The sequence below is a fragment of the Cystobacter fuscus genome (assembly GCF_002305875.1).
Taxonomy (GTDB): Bacteria; Myxococcota; Myxococcia; order Myxococcales; family Myxococcaceae; genus Cystobacter; species Cystobacter fuscus_A.
Map to the genome: position 1 here is coordinate 11,329,192 of NZ_CP022098.1, position 18,808 is coordinate 11,347,999.

Below are 18,808 nucleotides of genomic sequence, written 5' to 3' on the forward strand. Positions count from 1 at the left end.
TTCACGTGAATCGGACGCGGTCGAGGTCATCACGCCACCAGGGCAGAGGAAGTCTCGGCGGTCTGGCGCTCCTGGGCGCCCTGTTGGCCGGCTGCGAGACGTACTTCGTGGACCCCTACCCGCCCGACATCAGCACCCTGCCCCGTGAACGGGTGATGAAGGTGCGCGATACTCCCGTGGTCTACGGCCTCATCTTCGACCTCCACATTCCCAATGCCGCCGAGTGCACCCGCGTCAAGGGGCAGCTGACGGCGACCCTGCGGGCCGCGCTGCTCCCCCCGGGCCGGGAGGGGATGGAGCTGTCCGTCCATGACCTCTCACCGGGGTGTGTACAGCCCAGCCAACGGACGTACCCCTATACCCGCTATGCGGAGCAGCACGCGGCGGCGGTGGCACGCTTCGGTCAGGGACGGTTCAAGCCGGTGTTGCTCTACTTCAACAACGTGGAGCTGACGCTTCCGCCGTCCCTGAGGGAAGACTTCATCAATCTGCAAAACGGGGGCGGCAACTCCCCTCAAGTCTGGGCCCTGACGACCCAGGAGGTCCTGAGCAACATCCGGTTCACCCAGAGCGCGCTCTGGACCTACAGCTCGGATCCCCGCCTGACGGCGAAGCTCGAGGAGCTGGCCCGGGCGCAGTTGCCTTTCATCCAGCACGAGCAGCCCCCCGCGGGGGGCTTTGCCCTGTTCACCTCGCAGGAGCTCTCCTGGGTGCGGGAATTCAAGGGGTGTACCTACGCGACCGGCCTGAGCGGCATGAACTTCGTCTACGGACCCCAGACCCTCACGGTGAACGCGGCCTATCCCCCCCGCTACCAGGTGACCGTCCCCACGCAGGAGCCGGTCCCTCGCAACCAGAAGCTCGAACCGGTGACCATCCGCTTCGCGCTCGAGGCGTGTCGCGAGCATTGCGAGCGCTTCTTCTCCACCTCCGAGGGCGAGTTGCTGTCCTGGAACGCCACGCCCCGCTGTCTCCTGTCGGGCTCCCTCTGATGCTCTCCGGACTCCTCCTCGTCCTGCTCGCCGCGGATCCCGCCTCGCCCATTCCCGGCACCGAGGGCACGCCCGTGCGCGTCGAGCGGCGGCTCCTGCTCAAGCAGGGCCACGTGTTCGCCACGGGAGGCCCGGGCTACCTGGCGCGCGGCGACTACTACAACAACCCGGGCCTGCTGCTCTCCGGGAGCTGGTACCCGATGGAGACGGGCGGCGTGGAGCTCAAGCTCGCCCTGTTCTTCTCCTCGCTCAGCGCCGCGGGCTCCGAGGTCTTCGACCGCACCGGCCTCGTCCCCGACGCCCAACGCCCCGTCGCGCTGCTCGCGGCCGGCTGGCGGCATGCGCTCGGCTACGGCAAGGTGCTCGTCGGCACCGGGACGCTGCTGCACTTCGACGTGCAGGCCGCCGGCCACCTGGGCTTCACCTTCACCGATCGCGGGGTGAGCCCCTCGCCGATGGTCGGCCCCGGCCTGCTCGTGCGCGTGAGTCCGCGCGTCCACGCCCAGCTCGATGTGCCCCTCGTGGTGACCTTCGAGAAGCGCCAGCGGGGACTCGTGTCGCTCGGGGTACTGCCCACGCTGACGTTCGGGGTGGTGCTGTGAGGGTACCGCTGCTCGCGGTGGCGCTCGCCACCCATCCCTACGCCGAGCCCTTCTGGGCCCGCGATCTCACCGCGCTGGTGGAGCGGCTCACCGCGCCTCCCGTGGACCCGGCCGATGCCGAGCGGCAGCGGCTCTTCGGCGACGTGGTGAGCTTCCTCAACTGCGAGCCCCTCGCGCCGCTGCGGCCCGAGGACAGCCCCCGGGCCCCGCGCGCTCTGTTGCGACTGGAGGTGGCCCGCCGGGGCCGGCTCGGCGCGTCCGCCGCCTCCTCCGCCACGCTGTGGCGCGACGTGCTCACCCCCGACTTCTTCCGGCGCGCCGCGCTGCTCCCCAAGGAGCAGGCGCTGCGCTGGCCCATCGAGGAGGAGAACTGGTCCTCCGAGACGCTCGAGCTGCGGCTGCGGCCCTCGTCCTGTGGGCAGCCCGTCCCCGCCACGGATGAGCTGCCCCTGCTCACCTCCGAGCTGGAGCAGGAGGTGGACAAGACCCTGGGCGCGGAGGTGGCGCACCGGCTGCTCTACCACCGCGCATCCCGGCTGCTCACGCTCGGGCGGGCCGACGAGGCGCGGGAGGTGGCGCGCCGGTTGAATCCCTCCGCCATGGGCGACGCCCTGCGGCCCCTGGGCCAACTGCTGCGGCTCGGCCTCGGAATCGATCCCCCCGCGGGCTACCTGTCCCTCGTGGACGAGCCCGTGCTCTCCCCGTTGCGGATGCCCATCGTCGCGCAGGCCGCGGCGCACCTGTCCACCGAGGCCCGCTGGCGGGAGGTGCTCGCGATCACCGAGCCCTACGCCCCGAGGCCCGATGCCCGGGCCTCCCTCTCCGAGTCGCCCCAGCGCTGGGATGTCTTCTACCGGCGGGCGCTGGCGTACCAGGCGCTCGGGGAACGAGAGTCGCTCGCGCGCATGTGGCCCTCCATCTTCCCCGCCCTCGCCAGCGCCCAGGACTCCCGGGTGGAGGCGCTGCGAGGCATCGCCCTGGCCGATCTGGCGCGCGGCACGCTGGACACCCAGGCCCTGACGCTGCTGCGCGACCTGGGACCCGCCGCCGCCTTCCCCCGGCGGCTGGCCACCCTGGGAGGCCTCGCGCTGGACCGGGGCAACGTGCGGCTGGCGCTCGACGTCTCCGAGCGGTTGCTCCTCGAGAAGAGCGCCCTCTTCCGGGTCCGGGGGCACACCCTGCGCGCCGAGGTGGCGCTCGCCTCGGGCGACGCGACGGGGCTCACCCGCGCCATCGAGCGGCTGCTCTCGCTGCGCCGTCAGGAGCCCGTGCCCACGAAGGACCTGGAAGAGGTGGACCGCATCGTGCTCGCGCTCGCACAGACGTTGGTGACGGCGAGCGCGGACCTGACGGAGGCGCGGTGGCGCCCCCTGCTCGCCGCCCAGTTGGAGGGGATGCGCCAGGCGGTGCACTCGCGCCACGAGAAGGCCTTTCCCGCGCTCCTCGCGGCACTCGAGGACCGGGGGCCCCAGGCGGCGGCGAAGGGCAAGCGACTGGAGGCCTTCGTCGCGGTGGGCCAGGTGGCGGTGGGCGCGCCTCCGGGACTCGAGCCTCCGCCGCCCCTCACCGTGAGCTGGCCAGAGCTGTGGTCCCTGCTCGCCCTTCCCCTTCCCGAGGGCTCCTGGCGCGACTGGTTCCCGCGCGAGCCCGCTTCCCCCGTCTCCGCTCCCGCGAAGACCGAGGTTCCGCATGCGCCGTGAAGCCATCGTCCTCCTCACCGGGCTCCTGTGGGCGCTCGGCGCGGGGGCCCAGACGCCCACAGAAGAGGCGCCGCCGACGTCACCCCCCGACAACGAGATGTCCGCCGAGGCCAGCATCTACGCCCGGCCGCGCACGCCCCCACGGCTGGAGGCGCGCGAGGGACGGCTCGTGCGACCGGGTGACCGCGTGGACGCCAACGACGTGCTGGATGAGATCATCGACGAGTTCGCCGCGGACGTGGCGCGCCTGGGCGCCAGCCGCATCTCTCCCATCCTCCTGGAGCGGGTGCGCGTCTCGGAGAACATGAATCCCGAGTTCGCGAGCGTCTTCGAGGCGCGCCTGGTGGCCGCCATCTACCGCGCGGCGAACGTGCGGGTGGTGCGCTGCTACGAGTGCTACGCCACGCACGCCCAGGTGGAGGATGGCACGTGGGTGGTGCGCCGGGGTCTGGCGCGCCGAGAGGACCTGCAGGAGGTGATGAAGAAGTACAACGCCCAGGTGGTGCTCAGCGCGAGCCTCACCCTGTACACCGCGCCCAACTCCTTCGCGTTCGACGTGGAGATGGTGCGCGGGGATGACGCCTCCATCTTCTTCGCCGAGGGCTACCGGGTGCACCCGCACACGGCGCTGCTCTACCGCTCCGCGGACAAGGTGCAGCACCGGGAGGCGCGGCTCAAGGACCTGGAGGACCGCATCAACGCGAAGCCGCGCTTCAATCACGCGGTGCACCTGGGCGCCATCATCATCCCCACCCAGAACCATCCGGACGGGGCCATCTGGGCGCCCTACACCGCCTACCGGTTCACCGAGGCGTTCGGGGAGGAGCGCACCTGGCGCGCGGGCGGGACGGTGGCGGCCATCATCAACCCCACGCGCATCGGAGGCGCGCTGCTGGAGGCCACGCTGCTCTCGCGCATCAACAAGGAGAACGTCTACAGCATCAACTGCTTCGGGGGCGGTTCCGTGGGCTTCCTCGTCACGGGGGTGACGGGCAACTCGCCCATGATCAACGCCCAGGCGGAGTGTGTGCTGGCGCACCGGATCACCGTCCAGGCGAGCCTCGGGTACCTGGTGCCCTTCGCGAGCAGCGAGGACAGTACGTATTTCGTGGGCGGGGTGACCCCGCAGCTAGGGATGGGTTTCACATGGTGAACTCCAGGTACTGGGGATTGCTGCTCGCGGCGGTGCTGCCCGCGTGCACGACCACTCCGACCACCAAGGTGATGGTGGTGCCGGATGAGATGCGGCGCTCGGCGGCCCCGAGCCGGCGGCCAGGAGCCGACAGGGACAGGGGCCCGCCCCTCACGCCGCCGCAGAAGTACATCCTGCGTCTGGCCGAGAACGGCCGCGTGTGGGAGATGGAGCTGCCCGAGGAGTCGGGGGGCTACGAGGTGCGCCTGCCGCTCGCGGGCGGAAGTCCCGTGGAGATGCTCACCTCCGCGGACGAGGAGATGCTCGCCGAGTCCGTGCTGGGCTTGAAGCAGGACAAGGCCCCCGCGTCCAAGGGCGAGACGAAGCCGGCGGGCAACGCCCCGGTGGTGGACGCGAACCGGGCGGCGCGCACGCGCAGCTACCTGGGGGGCGTGGCGCGGGTGAAGGAGATGTACGCCGCGCGCAAATACGAACTGGCCCTCATCGAGCTCGTGGCGCTGGAGAAGGAATACCCCCAGGACGCGCGGCTGCTGGCCATGAAGGGCTCGCTCTACGTCAAGCTGAACCAGCCCAAGCTGGCCCGGCAGGCGTGGGAGAAGGCCCTGTCCATCAATCCGGACGACGCGGGCGTGGCCGAGGCCCTGCGCGCCACCACCGCGGGAGAGGAGTAGGACCATGCACTTCATCGTCGGAATGCTGGGGCTCGGCCTGACCCTGGCCTACACCCTGACCCAGGGGCACGCGAGCGGCTTCGGGGGCATCATCCACGTGCCCTCGCTCGTGCTGCTGGGGTTCGCGCCGCTGTGCATGACGGTGGCCTCGTACAAGTTCAGCGAGCTCGGGGGCGCGGCGCGGGCGGTGGTGCGCGCGCTGCGCTTCTCCGCGTCGCGCTCGCGCGCCCAGCTCTATGAGGCCCTCACCCAGTTCGCCGCCGAGGTGCGCCAGCGTCGTCCGGCCCGCGCGCTGGAGATCGCCAATCAGGCGCAACACGACGTGCTGCGGCAGCTCGGGCCCCTCGTCATCCGCCAGTACTCCACCGCGGACATCGAAAGCACCGCCAGCACGTCGCTCTTCTGCATGGTGAGTGGCATGAAGCGCGCCGAGGACGTCCTGGGCACGCTGTCGCGCGTGGCGCCGGCCACGGGCCTCGTGGGCACGGTGCTCGGACTCATCTCGCTGCTCAAGGACCTGTCGCGCTTCGAGCAGCTCGGCCCCTCCATGGCGCTCGCGCTCTTGTGCACCCTGTACGGCCTGCTGCTCGCCAATGCCGTGTACCAGCCGCTCGGACGCGTCATCCACTCGCACATGACGGTGGCGGTGGAGGAGGCGCGGCTCATCACCCGCGCGCTCGTGCTCATCCGCGAGGACAAGCCGCTCGCGGACGTGCGCAAGCTCTTCGAGCTGTCCGGCACCTCGCCCCATGGCGCGGGCGCCCCGGCCGCCGAGATCGCCACCGGAACGGCGGGTGAGCCGTGAAGGAGGATCCAGAGCTGCAAGAGATGCTGCGAGGCGGCCAGGAGGACGAGCTGTGGCTCATCAGCTACGCGGACCTGCTGACGCTGCTCATCGGCTTCTTCGTGCTGCTGCTCGCCGTGTCGCCGCCGAAGATGGCGCAGTTCGAGCGCATGGCGGCCTCGCTCTCGGGCGAGGCGCCCCCCCTGGAGGAGCTCAAGGACAAGGTGGACACCTTCATCACCCAGGAGGGGTTGCAGCAGAAGGTGCTCACCCGCCAGGAGACGGACGGGCTGGCCATCGAGTTCAAGGACGCGCTCCTGTTCGACTCGGGCTCGGCGGACATCCGCGCCGAGGGCAACGCGGCGATCACCTCGATCGCCCGGATGCTACAGACGCTGCCCTCTCGTGGGCTCGTCATCGAGGGGTACACCGATGACGTGCCCATCCGCACCGCCCGCTTCGCCTCCAACTGGGAGCTGTCCTCGCAGCGCGCCATCAACGTGCGCACCGCCCTCGAGCAGAGCGGTGTGGGCCGTGAGCGGATGTCGGTGCGGGGCTTCGCCGATACCCGCCGCGTCGACGTCCCGGGCTCGCCCGAGGAACAACGCGCCGCCAACCGCCGGGTCGTCATCCGGGTGGAATAGCCAATGACTCGCCTGTCACGACATCTTCTGCCGCTGCTTCCCGTCCTGGCCTGGGCGGGCATTGCCCCGGCCGCGCCCTCCACGCCCCAGGCCCGCCTGCGCGCGGAGTCCGAGGAGCGGGCTCGCACGGAGATCACCGATTTGTTGCGCACCCTCTGCCCCGAGCAATGCGTGCTCGTGTCGGTGGAGGCCCGCGTCGAGGAGGAGGCCGTGGGCGGCGCGGCTCCGGGCTTCGAGAGCCTGTCGACGAGCGCGAGCCTGCCTACCCTGCGCTCGGTGAGCGCGCGCGTGCTGACGGACAGCCAGCTACCGGGCCCCTTCCGCACCCGGCTCAAGGACCTGGTGGCCCAGCGTCTCAAGACGGTGAGCGCCCAGCCCACGGTCGAGATGGAATCCGTGGCCTTCCCGCCACGCAACGCCCCCCACCTGGAGGCGCCCCCCCGCGAGGCGAAGCCGCCCCCGCCCTCGGCCACGCCCACCCCTCCACCCGAAAACGAGCCAGAGCCCAAGCCCGAGGTGCCCCTGAGCCAGCGCGCCGAGGAGCGACTGCTGGAGGCGGCCCCCTTGCTGGCGGTGGCGGCGCTGCTCGCGCTGACGGTGCTGGTGCTGGGCGTGCTGCTCGTGGTGGCCACCCGCCGCGCGTCGCCGCCCCCGGGCCTGGAGTATGGGCCGGAGCTGCCCCTGCCTCCCCTCGAGCCCGCGCCCGCGGCCCCTCCCGCCCCCACCGAGTACCCGTCCCAACGGGCCGGGCGGCTGGAGCGGACGCTGCGCGAGGAGCGCTCGGTGCGCAACGCCGTGGTGCGCGAGGCGCTCGCGCGGGGCGAGCTGCGGCAGGTGGCGCTGTGGACCCGGGAGATGGGGGAGTTCCTCCTGGAGGACCTGAGAGGAGACCCCGCTCTGTCCGCGTCGCTGGTGGGACTCGCCGCCGAGCTGGGGCGCGTGCCCTCCGTGGACGAGGGAGCACGGGCCTCCGCGCTGTACGACCTGGAGGGGCGGACCATCGCCTCGCGGCTGACCCAGGCGGAAGGCTCGGTGGAGATGGCCTTCGCCTTCCTGGAGGGGGTGCGGCCCGAACGCTTCGCGAGCGCGTGCCTGGGCCTGGCGCCGGGAGCCCGGGAGGTGGCGCTGCGCTTCGCGCCCTCCGCGCTGCGCTCGACGGCCCTGCAGTCCCTGAACTCCGCCCAGCGACGGGAGCTCGCGCTGGGCCTCGCCCGCCAGCCCGAGCTGAGCACGCGCTACGCCCTGGCGGTGGCGGACGAGCTGCGCACCCAGCTCGCCGAGAGCACGGGAGGCGTCTCCCAGCTCGAGCGCGTCCTGGGCGAGGTGCTCGACACGCTGTCCATGGCCGATCAGGACCGGCTCGTCGAGCGGCTGCGGCAGGAAGGCTCGGAGAAGCTGGCCTCGTCCCTGGTCACCGAGTCCACCCTGGTGAACGCGCCGGTGGAGGTGCTCGGTGCGGCCCTGCTGCGCCTGCCCGCGGCCCAGGTCGTCACCTATCTGAGTGGGGCCGAGGGCTCGTTGCGTGAACAACTGTTGAATGCCTGCCCCGCCTCGCTCCAGCGCGAATTGCGCGAGGAGCTGGGAATGCGCGGCGGGGGACGTCCAGAGGAGTTCACTGGCGCCAGAAGAGAGCTGCTTGCCTGTGTGAAGGATGAGATGATTCGCAGGGGATTGAGCACATCGCAGAATGGCGCGCGCGCCGGGCGCGCCAATTGAGGGGATAGTTCATGCGCGCGTTGGGGCTGATTCTTGTCGCCACCCTGGGCAGCGGCTGCATCATCGAGCCACCGGATCTGATCCGCTTGGACGGAGGAGATGAGTGGCCCGATGGGGGCAAACGTCCGACATCGGACGGCGGCTTCGACATCGAATGGGACGGCGGTCTCGGAGGCGGAGGTGGCGGCTGGGACGGCGGAGCCTGGGACGCGGGCTCTGGGCCACGGGGGAACTTCCCGGGTGGCGGCGCGAACGGAGACCGTGGAACGGGCGTACTCTGGCTGGTGCGCATCGACCGGAGCACGGCGAATCTGGCCGCCTCGTATGGCTCGCTCATCGAGACGATGACCCAGCAGCTCATCGCCCAGGGCTTCGACATCCGGAGAACGGCCGTGGGCTCGCTCTATGAGCCGAGGCTGTTGTCGGGCAACGAGAGCGCGACTCCATCCGCCGCGAGCGTGCAGTCCCTGCTGGAGAGCGCGGCCACCTACAGCGGCACGACTCCCACCGGCTGCAGCAGCCAGCACCTGCTGTCGCTCACGGTCCGGCTCAGCGAGGCCACGGTGGCATCGTCTGGCTCCCGTCCCTTCGCGGACCCGCTCGGCGCCCTGCTCGTGGTGATGATCGACCATGGGAGCCATCCGCAAGACTACGGCCCCGGTTGTGACCCGGCCGAGAAGACCCCGGCGGAGCGGTTCGGCGTCGAGCACATGCCCTGGCTCAACATCGGCAGTCCCCCGACCTCCGCCTGGCGCATCCCCCGATCCCAGACGCGCTTCCTCTTCGTCTCCACGTCGGAGAACGAGAGCTACGCGCAGTTGCGTGAGCGCTGCGCGAGAATGAGCACCTTCCCGCGGACCGCGCTCGATGCCATCAGCCCCTCGGAGCACCCCTTCTACGAGCCCTTCAGCGTCGGGCTGAACGGCTTCCAGCCCGGACTGGGGACGCGGATCGACCTGTGCCAGGCCGTGGCGCAGGACTGGGCGGGCTTCTCGCGCGGCTTCGCGAGGAACTGGGCCCAACTGCTGAGCCTGCCCGCCGACCAGAGATGAGGGCACGGGGCGCACCGCGAAGGGCCGGGCCGGTGGCGGGGGGAGTCCGCACCGCCTGGCGTCCGCGCGGAGCGCCCCGAGTCGTGGCCGCACGTGGGGCCAGGAGGCGCCCGACCGCCGCGTCCCGGCCCGCGCGGCGCTGGAGGTGGGGCCTCGCGGCGCTGCTCCTACTGTTCATGCTCTTCTGGCTGTGGCCCTCCACTCCCGAGCCCGTGCCCCCACCCGTGGCCGTGCCCGAGGCACCACCGCCGCCCCCCGTCGTCACGCGACCGGTGGTGAAGAAGAAGGTGGCACCCAAGCCCTCCCCTCCCCCCCCGGCGGCGCCCATGTCCTCGCAGCGGGCGCTGCTGCGCCGGGCCATGGAGGCGCGAGCCCCGGACCTGCGCGCCTGCGCCCTGCCCCCCGGAGCGCCCACGACGCTGGGAGCGAGGATTCGCGTGGCGCGCGGGGGAGCCACGAAGTCGGTCGCCTTCGCGTCCGGACAGCGCCTGCCCCGGGAGCTGGCCGAGTGCCTTCGCCAGCGCCTGCTCCAGTGGGAGTTCTCGGACGTGGGACTGAGCTCGGACGTGGAGATCTTCGTCGACTTCGCGCTCGGCGGATGAAACGAAAAACGCGCGTGGACCCCAGAGGCCCACGCGCGTTCATGCTCCGGATGCGCTCAGGCGCGCGACGTCAGACGGCCGCCTTGAGGCGGGTGCTGGCGGCCACCGGCGCCGGCGCCGGCGCCGACGCGGAGAGGCCCACGAAAGCGCGCAGGGCATCCTTCTTGTCGATGCGCTCCCAGGTGAACTCCTTCTCCGCGCGGCCGAAGTGACCGTACGCGGCGGTCTTCTGGTAGATGGGGCGCAGCAGATCCAGGTGCTCGGTAATCTCGCGCGGCTTGAGGCCAAACGTCTGCTTGATGGCGGCGACGATCTTCTCCTCGGGCACGGCGGCCGTGCCGAAGGTCTCCACCAGGACGCTCACGGGGTCGGCCACGCCGATGGCGTAGGAGACCTGCACCTCGCAGCGGCGCGCGAGTCCCGCGGCCACCACGTTCTTGGCGATGTAGCGGCCCATGTACGCGGCCGAGCGATCCACCTTGGACGGATCCTTGCCCGAGAAGGCACCGCCACCGTGACGGCCCATGCCGCCGTAGGTGTCCACGATGATCTTCCGGCCCGTCACGCCCGAGTCGCCCATGGGGCCGCCGATGACGAAGCGCCCGGTGGGGTTGATGTAGATCTTCGTCTTGGCGTCGATGAGCTTCTTGGGCAGGGCCTTGGCGATGACGTCCTCGCGGATGGCCTCGTGGATCTTCTTGTTGGAGATGTCGTCCGAGTGCTGCGTGGACAGCACCACCGCGTCGATGCGCACGGGACGGCCGCCCCGGTACTCGACGGTGACCTGGCTCTTGCCGTCCGGACGCAGCCAGTCGTGCGTCTTGCGGCGCACGTCCGCCAGGCGCCTGGTGAGCGCGTGGGCGTAGTGGATGGGGGCCGGCATGAACTCCGGCGTCTCGTCACAGGCGAAGCCAAACATCATGCCCTGGTCGCCCGCGCCCTGCTCCTTCTTGTTGTCCACGCCGCGCGCGATGTCCTGGCTCTGGCCCTCGATGGCCACCATGACGCCGCAGGTGTTGCCGTCATAGCCCATGGAGCTGTCCGTGTAGCCGATGCGGCAGATGGTGCTGCGGACGATCTTCGGGATGTCGACGTAACAGTTGGTGGTCACCTCACCAGCGACGATCGCCAGACCCGTCTTCACCAGGGTCTCCACGGCCACGCGGCCCTGGGGATCCTTGGAGAGGATGGCGTCCAGCACCCCGTCGGAGATCTGATCGGCGATCTTGTCCGGGTGCCCTTCAGTGACGGATTCGGAGGTGAACAGGTAGTCAGTCGGCATGAGTTCTTCTTGGGGGTTGACGGGCAGGCGAATCGAGGAAGCGGGTCACAGTAGACTTGGGGATTCAGGAGAGTCAAACCCGGAACCACTCCTGGAAAATTCACCCACCGCTGCCACCGGCCAGGCGGGCCCCCGGCTGTGTCCACCGGCAGAAAGCCTTCTGAATTTCACCCCCGGCCTTCCGTTCCTCTCTGGGCTAGTAGAGACCGCTCCTCAACCTGAAGGAACCTCATGAACACTCGACTTCGCTCCCTGACCCTCCTGGCCTCTCTCGTGCTCTGCATGCCCGCGCTCGCCGCGGAGTCCAACGAGGCCGCGGCCAAGCCCGTGAAGACGGTCGTCCAGTCCGTGCGCCTGAGCAAGGACGACCTGGCGCTCAAGCAGTTGGCCGACGAGGAGATGGGCCGCTTCCTGCTCGGCGAGGACTGGGCCAAGGGCACCGACGCCCAGCGCAAGGAATTCACCAGGCTCTTCCACAGCCTCTTCGCGAAGATCGCCTTCCCCAAGGTGCGCGAGAACTTCAAGAACCTGCAATCCATCACCTACGACCCGCCCTCGGTGGAAGGGAACAAGGGCAACGTGGGCTCGCTCGTCATCATCAACCACCCGATGAAGAAGCAGGAGATGAAGCTGAAGTACGCGGTGGTGAAGGACTCGAACGCCTGGAAGGTGCTCGACGTGTTCGTGCTCGGCGACTCCATGCTCACCGGTATCCGCGATGACCAGGTGCGCCCCATCTTCCAGCAGGGGGGTTGGGAGCACCTGCTCGACATGATGCGCAAGAAGGACGCGGAACTGTCCAAGAAGTAGCAGTCGTGGTCTTGCCGCGGGGGCCCGGGTTTATTCCCATCGGGAGGCTCGGGCCCCAGGGCACCCCGGAGAGCGGCTGGACGGGCGATGAGGACCCTCGCCGCGCTTCTGGTGGGGGCGGTTCTCCGCTAGGGTCCGCGGCCGCATGAGTGACTCGATCCACAAGCCGCCGCGCCTCGCCCTCGCCTATGCCAGCCTGCTGGTCCGCAGGCCCGGGCTCGTTCTCCTGGTCATCGCCGCGTTGTTCGCCGTGTGCCTGTGGGGAACCACGAAGCTGACCATCAACTCCAACCAGCTCGACCTCATCGACCAGGGCCTGCCCGAGGTCAAGGAGGTCAAGCGCATCATCGACATGATCGGTGGCAGCGGCCACCTGATGCTCGCGCTGCGCGGAGACGACGAGGCCACGCTCAAGAAGGTCGCGGACGACCTCGGCGCCCAGTTGCTGGCGGACAAGCAGAACGTGCGCTCCGTCACCTGGAAGCTGCCCGTGGAGTTCATCCAGCAGAACATGGCCCTGTTCATCAAGACGGAGGACCTGGTCGAGGGCAAGCGCCGCATCATGGCCTTCCTCAAGGATCAGATCCGCCGCGCCAACCCCTTCTTCATCGAGATCCAGAAGACCGAGCCGGTGAAGCTCGACATGACGGACCTCCTGAACAAGTACGGCAGCGTCGGCAAGAAGAGCATCCGGGATGACTACAACATCTCGAACGACAAGAAGATGATCATGATGCTCATCAAGCCGATGTGGGACTCCAACGAGCTGGGCAAGTCCCGGGCGTACATCGAGGAGCTGCGCCAGAAGCTCACGGCCTACTCGAGCCTGCCCGAGTCCGGCGGGGTGAAGCTCGTGGAGGACTACGAGCTGATGGGCAACAAGCAGACCGTGGCCTATGGCTTCACGGGCTCCTACAAGACGGCGGTGGACGACTCGTACGCCATCGAGGAGTCGCTCCAGCCGGTGACGCTGCTGGCGTTCGCGGCCATCTTCATCATCACCATCTTCGCCTTCCGCAAGTGGGTGCCCACCATCATCGTGGCGAGCGGCACGGTGGTCGGCACCATCATCACCATGGGCTTCACCTACGTGACCGTGGGCGAGCTGAACATGATCACCAGCATCCTCGGTGGCTTGCTCATGGGCTTCGGCATCGACTACGGCATCCACTTCATCTTCCGCACCCGGCTGGAGCTGGGCCAGGGCAAGCGGTACGACCAGGCCATCCGCGACGCGGTGGTGAACGCGGGCCGGCCCGCCCTGGTGGCCGCGGTGGTGACGTCCGGCTCGTTCTTCGTGCTCATGGTCAGCGAGTTCCGCGGCTTCAGCCAGTTCGGCTTCCTGGCCGGCTGCGGCACCTTCATCATCGGCGTGCTGCTCTTCGCATGGAGCCCCGCGCTGCTGTCCATCGCGGGCCGCATCAACCCCGAGCTGCCGCGCAAGCTCATCGGCGAGATGAAGCCCCCGGCGCTCAACAGCAAGTCGGGCCAGGAGCTGCGCGTGCCCAAGCCGGGGCTGGTGCTCGGCGTGAGCACCGTCGTCGTGCTCGCCCTGTGCGCCTGCGCCATCAACTGGACGAGCGAGGAGATCCCCCTGGACCGCTCCACCACCCTGTGGGAGCGCGTCAAGGGAGGCGTGCGCTTCAACTACAACAGCCGCGCGCTCATCCCCGAGGGCCAGCCGTCGGTGCGGCTGCAGGATGAGATCACCAGGCGCTTCAACATCTCCGCGGACCCCATCGCCGTCTATTCCAAGACGCTGGAGGAGGCGAAGGCCATCTACGAGGAGCTCACCCAGCACCCGGACAAGTACAACACCGTGGATCAGGTGGTGAGCATCTACACCTTCGTTCCGCCGCCCGAGACGGCGGCCGCCAACGCGAAGATCCTCCAGGAGTGGAAGGAAGAGCTCAAGGACATCGACGTGAACGCGCTGCCGCCCGAGACCCAGGACAAGGCGGCGCTGTTCATGAAGATGCTCGAGGCCCGGCCCTTCGACGTGCACGGCGTGCCGGCCAACTACCGCGAGCAGTTCATCCACCTGCCGGAGACGAAGCCGGAGAACCACGGCTACCTCACCTTCATCTACCCGGCCGTGGACCTGTGGGACGGCAAGAAGATGCTCGACTTCGCGGACCAGACGAGCTCCATCCCCACGCCTGAAATCAAGGACGCGTCGGGCAAGGTGATCGCCCCGGCGCAGATCCACCGGGCCGCGGGGGCGGCGCCGCTGTTCGCGCGGCTGGCGCGCATCGTGCTCGCGGACGGCAAGCTGGCGGTGTTCCTGGTGACGCTGTGGATTCTGTTCATGCACTTCCTGGACTTCCGCAGCGTGTCGCTGGCACTCGCCTCGGTCATCCCGCTCACGGTGGGTCTGGCGATGATGCTCGGCATCATGTCGCTGGCGGACATCCACCTGAACTTCATGAACATCATCATCCTGCCCATCCTCCTGGGCTTCGGGGTGAGCCACGGCCTGTACCTGCTGCACCGCTTCCTCGAGGGCACCTCCCCCATGGTGGCCCTGCGCAGCGTGGGCGCCGCCGTGGCCTCGTCCACGCTGACGACGGCCGCGGGCTTCGCCGCCCTGCTCGTCGCCAGCCACAACGGCCTGAAGTCCATGGGGCTCGTGGCGTGCATCGGCCTCATCACCACGCTCATCGTGTCCTTCACGGTGCTCGCCGCGGTGATGCAGGTGATGTGGGATCGCCGCGCGGGTCAGCGCGCCGCGAGTGCTTCCGCTCCGGGCGCCCCCAGCGCTCCGTCCACCGACAAGTCGGACACGCCGGAGCACGCCGCCTGAGAAACCCGGTGGTGGAGCCGGAAGCACCTGTCCGGATCCACCCGTTCCGCCCCGGAACTCAGCTCCGGGACGCCGGCCCGGTGGCCTTGCGCCAGGCGCCGATGATGTGATCGATGACCGACTGGAGCCCCACCCCCTTGGTCACCTGGGTGAAGACGAAGGGCCCGTCGCCGCGCATCTTCCGGGCATCACGCTCCATGACGGCCAGATCCGCGCCCACGTGCGGCGCGAGGTCCGTCTTGTTGATGATGAGCAGGTCCGACTGGGTGATGCCCGGCCCGCCCTTGCGCGGCACCTTGTCCCCACCCGCCACGTCGATGACGTAGAGGGTGTAGTCGGCCAGCTCCCGGCTGTACTGCGCCGCCAGGTTGTCGCCACCGCTCTCCACGATGAGCAGCTCCGGCTTGAGCTCCTCCATCAGCTCTTCCAGGGCGAGCAGGTTGTGGCTGATGTCCTCGCGGATGGCCGCGTGGGGGCAGCCGCCCGTCTCCACCGCCTTGATGCGCTCGGGCGACAGGGCCTGGTTGCGCACGAGGAACTCGGCGTCCTCCTTGGTGAAGATGTCGTTGGTCACCACGCCCAGGCGGTAGTTGTCGCGCAGCGCCCGGCACAGGGCCAGCACCAGCGCCGTCTTGCCACTGCCCACCGGCCCGCCAATGCCGATGGTGAAGGAGCGCTGGGCGAAGTCGGCGCGGTGGGGCTTCTCGCGTTCGTGGAAGTGCCCGGGATGGTCCCACTCCTCGTGCGTGTGGTCAGCGTCGTCCTGGCCGTGGCCACGGTGTTCGTCGTCGTGCATGGATCACCTCAAGAGAGAAAGAGCCGCGAGTACAACCGGTCATGCGTGGAGCCGAGCAGGTCCAACAACGGTGACGTCTGGGCGAGCGCCTCCAGGCCCAGTCCGCCACAGGTAGCGAGCACCTCGTCGAGCAGTGGGGTGAGCTGGTGCTGAAGCTGGTGGGACTCGTGCGTGCCGACGATTCCCATGCGCACCGCCGCCGACAGCGCGCCGCGGAGCGACAGGGACAGCAGGAGCTGCTGGGCCTCGAGCAGCTCCACCTCCAGCACGCGCAGCACCGCGCCGAAGAGGGGCGCGTGGTGGAAGCGCACCCCGGCCTCGCGCGCGGCATGGCGCAGGGGCCCGACCTGCTCGGGGAAGATGCGCGCGCAGGTGTCCAGGAAGGCCCGGCCCTGGGTGCGGCTCGCCCGGTTGGCCACGTGGTTGGTGAGGAACGCCTCCACCCGCGCGTCCACCACCGCCACCTGGGAGGGCTCGCGGTGGGCGGCGCCCAGCGCGGGCAGGGCGCCATGCCCCACCTGCCAGAGCAGCTCCCGCGCGAAGCGCTCCAGCCCCTCGCGGCCGCGCACCTCGCCGTGCTGCACCGCCGCCTCCAGTCCCCCCGAGTGCGCGAAGCCCCCGGTGGGAAAGCCCGAGTCCGCCAGCTGCAACACCCTCCAGGAAGAGCCCATGGTGCGAGTCTCAAAACAGCGAGTAGCGCTGCGCGAGCGGCAGCCGGACGGCGGGCTCGCACACGAGCAGCTCCCCATCCGCGCGCACCTCGTACGTCTCCGAGTCCACGGTGATGCGGGGCAGCGCGTCGTTGAGCTTCATGTCCCGCTTGCCGATGCCCCGACAGCGGCGCACCGCGGCGAGCTGTTTCGTCAGCCCGAGCCCCCGCACCGTGCCCTCGGCCAGCGCGCGCGCCGACACGAAGGCGAGGCTCGTGGAGCCCGTCGCCCGGCCTCGTGCGCCGAACATGGGGCGCATGAAGTAGGGCTGCGGCGTGGGGATGGACGCGCCCGCGTCTCCCATCTGCGACCAGGCGATGAAGCCGCCCTTGATGACCAGCTCCGGACGCAGGCCGAAGAAGGCCGGGCGCCAGAGCACCAGGTCCGCGAGCTTGCCCGGCTCCACCGAGCCCAGCTCGTGCGCCATGCCGTGGGCGATGGCCGGGTTGATGGTGTACTTGGCCACGTAGCGGCGGATGCGCACGTTGTCGTTGTCGCCCTGCTCCTCGCGCAGGCGCCCGCGCTGCTCGCGCATCTTGTGCGCCGTCTGCCACGTGCGGGTGATGACCTCGCCCACCCGGCCCATGGCCTGGCTGTCCGAGGACATCATGCTGATGGCGCCCAGGTCGTGCAGCACGTCCTCGGCGGCGATCGTCGAGCCCCGGATGCGGCTCTCCGCGAAGGCCACGTCCTCGGGAATCTCCCGGTCCAGGTGGTGACACACCATGAGCATGTCCAGGTGCTCATCCAACGTGTTCACCGTATACGGACGCGTGGGGTTGGTGGAACTGGGCAGCACGTTGGGCTCGCCGCACACGCGGATGATGTCCGGAGCGTGTCCGCCGCCCGCGCCCTCCGAGTGGTAGGTATGGATGGTGCGGCCCTTGAAGGCGGCGATCGAGTCATCCACGAAGCCCGACTCGTTGAGCGTGTCCGTGTGGATGGTGATCTGCACGTCTTCGCCCTCGGCCATCGACAGACAGGTGTCGATGGTGGCTGGCGTGGTGCCCCAGTCCTCGTGCAGCTTGAGACCGATGGCCCCGGCGGCGATCTGCTCCAGCAGTCCCTCGGGGCGCGAGCTGTTGCCCTTGCCGGTGAGGCCGATGTTGAGGGGAAGGGTGTCACAGGACTCCAGCATGCGCCGCAGGTACCAGGAGCCCGGGGTGCACGTGGTGGCGTTGGTGCCCGTGGCGGGGCCCGTGCCACCGCCCACCCAGGTGGTGATGCCGCTGGCGATGGCCTCGTCCGCCTGCTGGGGGCAGATGAAGTGGATGTGCGAGTCGAAGCCGCCCGCGGTGACGATGAGCCCCTCGCCGGCGATGGCCTCGGTGGTGACGCCCACCACCATGCCCGGCGTCACCCCGGCCATGAGGTCCGGGTTGCCCGCCTTGCCGATGCCGGCGATGCGCCCCGCCTTGATGCCGATGTCCGCCTTGTAGATGCCCGTCCAGTCGATGATGAGCGCGTTGGTGATGACGCAGTCGAGCGCCTCGGCGTCACTCGCGCCCGCCTTCTGACCCATGCCGTCGCGCAGCACCTTGCCGCCGCCGAACTTGCACTCGTCCCCGTAGACGGTGTGGTCGCGCTCCACCTGCGCCACCAGCCCCGTGTCACCCAGGCGGACCCGGTCTCCCGTCGTGGGACCGAACATGTCCGCGTAGTGACGGCGATCCATCTTCCGGCTCATGCGCCCTCCTTGTGTCCGAACCCACGCGCGGCCACCTCGGCCAGGGCGCGCTCCTTGTTCTCCGGCGTCATCGGCCCGGAACTCAACGCATTGCCACCGCGCACCACCTGCGCTCCCGCGATGGTCACCAGCGACACCTTCTTGGGGTCTCCCGGCTCGAAGCGCACCGCCGTGCCCGCGGGGATGTTCAGCCGCCGCCCATAGGCCTGGGTGCGGTCGAAGACGAGCGCCCGGTTCGTCTCGAAGAACGGGTAGTGGCTGCCCACCTGGATGGGACGGTCTCCCTTGTTGACGACCTCCAGGGTGACCGCGTCGCGGCCCTCGTTGAGCACCAGCTCGCCCGGCTGCACGATCACCTCACCGGGCCGCTGCTCCGCGGCTGTCGCGTCCGCCGCGCGCGAGAAGCGCTCCAGCGAGGGGACCGGCAGGAAGCTGCCGTAGAGGGCCAGGGACAGGTCTCCGTGCTCGGCCTCGATGGGGTGGTGCACCGTCACCAGCTTCGAGCCGTCCGGAAAGGTGCCCTCCACCTGCACCTCCGCCACCATCTCCGGCACGCCCTCCATCACCTGCGCGCGGCCCAGGAGCTTGCGCCCCAGGTCCATCAGCTCGGCGACGCTCCGGCCATCGCGGATGAATTCGAGCAGCTGCGTGGCGATGAGCGCCACGGACTCGGGGTAACTGAGCCGCAAGCCCCGCGCCAGACGCTTCTGGGCCAGGAAGCCCGCGCCGTGCAGCAGCAGCTTGTCGATCTCACGCGGCGACAAATGCATGCGTTCCTCCGAACAGGTGGCCCCGGAGTGAAAA

17 protein-coding genes are annotated in these 18,808 nt (G+C 69.6%); 12 read left to right on the top strand and 5 right to left on the bottom strand.

Annotation, left to right across the window (positions count from 1 at the left end):
* The first annotated feature begins 5 nt into the window (after window positions 1–5).
* The 10 genes from CYFUS_RS45840 to CYFUS_RS45885 all read left to right on the top strand — a co-directional run bounded on the left by CYFUS_RS45840 (window position 6) and on the right by CYFUS_RS45885 (window position 9,916).
* Complete coding sequence (locus tag CYFUS_RS45840) at window positions 6–992, top strand: hypothetical protein (protein WP_157759039.1); 987 nt, start codon at window positions 6–8, stop codon at window positions 990–992.
* A complete protein-coding gene (locus CYFUS_RS45845; RefSeq protein ID WP_095990975.1) occupies window positions 992–1,594 on the top strand; it encodes a hypothetical protein in 603 nt (200 codons plus the stop codon). Before CYFUS_RS45840 ends, CYFUS_RS45845 begins: the two co-directional genes overlap by 1 nt.
* Window positions 1,591–3,294, top strand: a complete 1,704-nt coding sequence (locus CYFUS_RS45850; RefSeq protein WP_157759040.1) for a hypothetical protein — start codon at window positions 1,591–1,593, stop codon at window positions 3,292–3,294. Before CYFUS_RS45845 ends, CYFUS_RS45850 begins: the two co-directional genes overlap by 4 nt.
* Window positions 3,284–4,447: a hypothetical protein gene (locus CYFUS_RS45855; protein ID WP_095990977.1), complete on the top strand. Its 1,164-nt coding sequence runs from the start codon at window positions 3,284–3,286 to the stop codon at window positions 4,445–4,447. The genes CYFUS_RS45850 and CYFUS_RS45855 overlap by 11 nt, the downstream gene beginning before the upstream one ends.
* Window positions 4,441–5,118 (top strand): tetratricopeptide repeat protein, encoded by a 678-nt coding sequence (locus CYFUS_RS45860; RefSeq protein ID WP_095990978.1) that lies wholly within the window; start codon window positions 4,441–4,443, stop codon window positions 5,116–5,118. The genes CYFUS_RS45855 and CYFUS_RS45860 overlap by 7 nt, the downstream gene beginning before the upstream one ends.
* A gap of 4 nt (window positions 5,119–5,122) precedes the next feature.
* On the top strand, window positions 5,123–5,923 hold the full coding sequence (locus CYFUS_RS45865) for a MotA/TolQ/ExbB proton channel family protein (protein ID WP_095990979.1): 801 nt from the start codon (window positions 5,123–5,125) through the stop codon (window positions 5,921–5,923).
* Complete coding sequence (locus tag CYFUS_RS45870; RefSeq protein ID WP_095990980.1) at window positions 5,920–6,546, top strand: OmpA/MotB family protein; 627 nt, start codon at window positions 5,920–5,922, stop codon at window positions 6,544–6,546. The genes CYFUS_RS45865 and CYFUS_RS45870 overlap by 4 nt, the downstream gene beginning before the upstream one ends.
* Before the next feature lie 3 nt (window positions 6,547–6,549).
* On the top strand, window positions 6,550–8,262 hold the full coding sequence (locus CYFUS_RS45875) for a FliG C-terminal domain-containing protein (RefSeq protein ID WP_095990981.1): 1,713 nt from the start codon (window positions 6,550–6,552) through the stop codon (window positions 8,260–8,262).
* Window positions 8,263–8,273: 11 nt separating this feature from the next.
* Complete coding sequence (locus CYFUS_RS45880; RefSeq protein ID WP_095990982.1) at window positions 8,274–9,314, top strand: hypothetical protein; 1,041 nt, start codon at window positions 8,274–8,276, stop codon at window positions 9,312–9,314.
* Window positions 9,315–9,397: 83 nt separating this feature from the next.
* Window positions 9,398–9,916: a hypothetical protein gene (locus tag CYFUS_RS45885; protein ID WP_157759041.1), complete on the top strand. Its 519-nt coding sequence runs from the start codon at window positions 9,398–9,400 to the stop codon at window positions 9,914–9,916.
* Between the two features lie 70 nt (window positions 9,917–9,986).
* Here CYFUS_RS45885 and metK read toward each other — a convergent pair whose 3' ends face one another.
* A complete protein-coding gene (gene metK, locus CYFUS_RS45890; protein ID WP_095990984.1) occupies window positions 9,987–11,198 on the bottom strand; it encodes a methionine adenosyltransferase in 1,212 nt (403 codons plus the stop codon).
* Between the two features lie 231 nt (window positions 11,199–11,429).
* Between metK and CYFUS_RS45895 the strand changes: the two genes are divergently transcribed.
* Both CYFUS_RS45895 and CYFUS_RS45900 read left to right on the top strand, forming a co-directional pair.
* Window positions 11,430–12,008: an MlaC/ttg2D family ABC transporter substrate-binding protein gene (locus CYFUS_RS45895; RefSeq protein WP_095990985.1), complete on the top strand. Its 579-nt coding sequence runs from the start codon at window positions 11,430–11,432 to the stop codon at window positions 12,006–12,008.
* Between the two features lie 145 nt (window positions 12,009–12,153).
* On the top strand, window positions 12,154–14,811 hold the full coding sequence (locus CYFUS_RS45900) for an efflux RND transporter permease subunit (RefSeq protein WP_095990986.1): 2,658 nt from the start codon (window positions 12,154–12,156) through the stop codon (window positions 14,809–14,811).
* Between the two features lie 58 nt (window positions 14,812–14,869).
* Here the strand turns inward: CYFUS_RS45900 and ureG are convergent, their stop codons facing one another.
* Genes ureG through ureA form a run of 4 tightly spaced genes read right to left on the bottom strand, consistent with a single transcriptional unit; the run spans window position 14,870 to window position 18,774 of the window.
* Window positions 14,870–15,607, bottom strand: a complete 738-nt coding sequence (ureG, locus tag CYFUS_RS45905) for an urease accessory protein UreG (protein WP_095990987.1) — start codon at window positions 15,605–15,607, stop codon at window positions 14,870–14,872.
* Window positions 15,608–15,615: 8 nt separating this feature from the next.
* Window positions 15,616–16,278, bottom strand: coding sequence for an urease accessory protein UreF (locus CYFUS_RS45910; protein ID WP_095990988.1), 663 nt, complete (start codon window positions 16,276–16,278; stop codon window positions 15,616–15,618).
* Between the two features lie 10 nt (window positions 16,279–16,288).
* Window positions 16,289–18,004, bottom strand: a complete 1,716-nt coding sequence (ureC, locus tag CYFUS_RS45915) for an urease subunit alpha (protein WP_095990989.1) — start codon at window positions 18,002–18,004, stop codon at window positions 16,289–16,291.
* On the bottom strand, window positions 18,001–18,774 hold the full coding sequence (ureA, locus tag CYFUS_RS45920) for an urease subunit gamma (protein WP_095990990.1): 774 nt from the start codon (window positions 18,772–18,774) through the stop codon (window positions 18,001–18,003). The genes ureC and ureA overlap by 4 nt, the downstream gene beginning before the upstream one ends.
* Window positions 18,775–18,808: the final 34 nt, after the last annotated feature.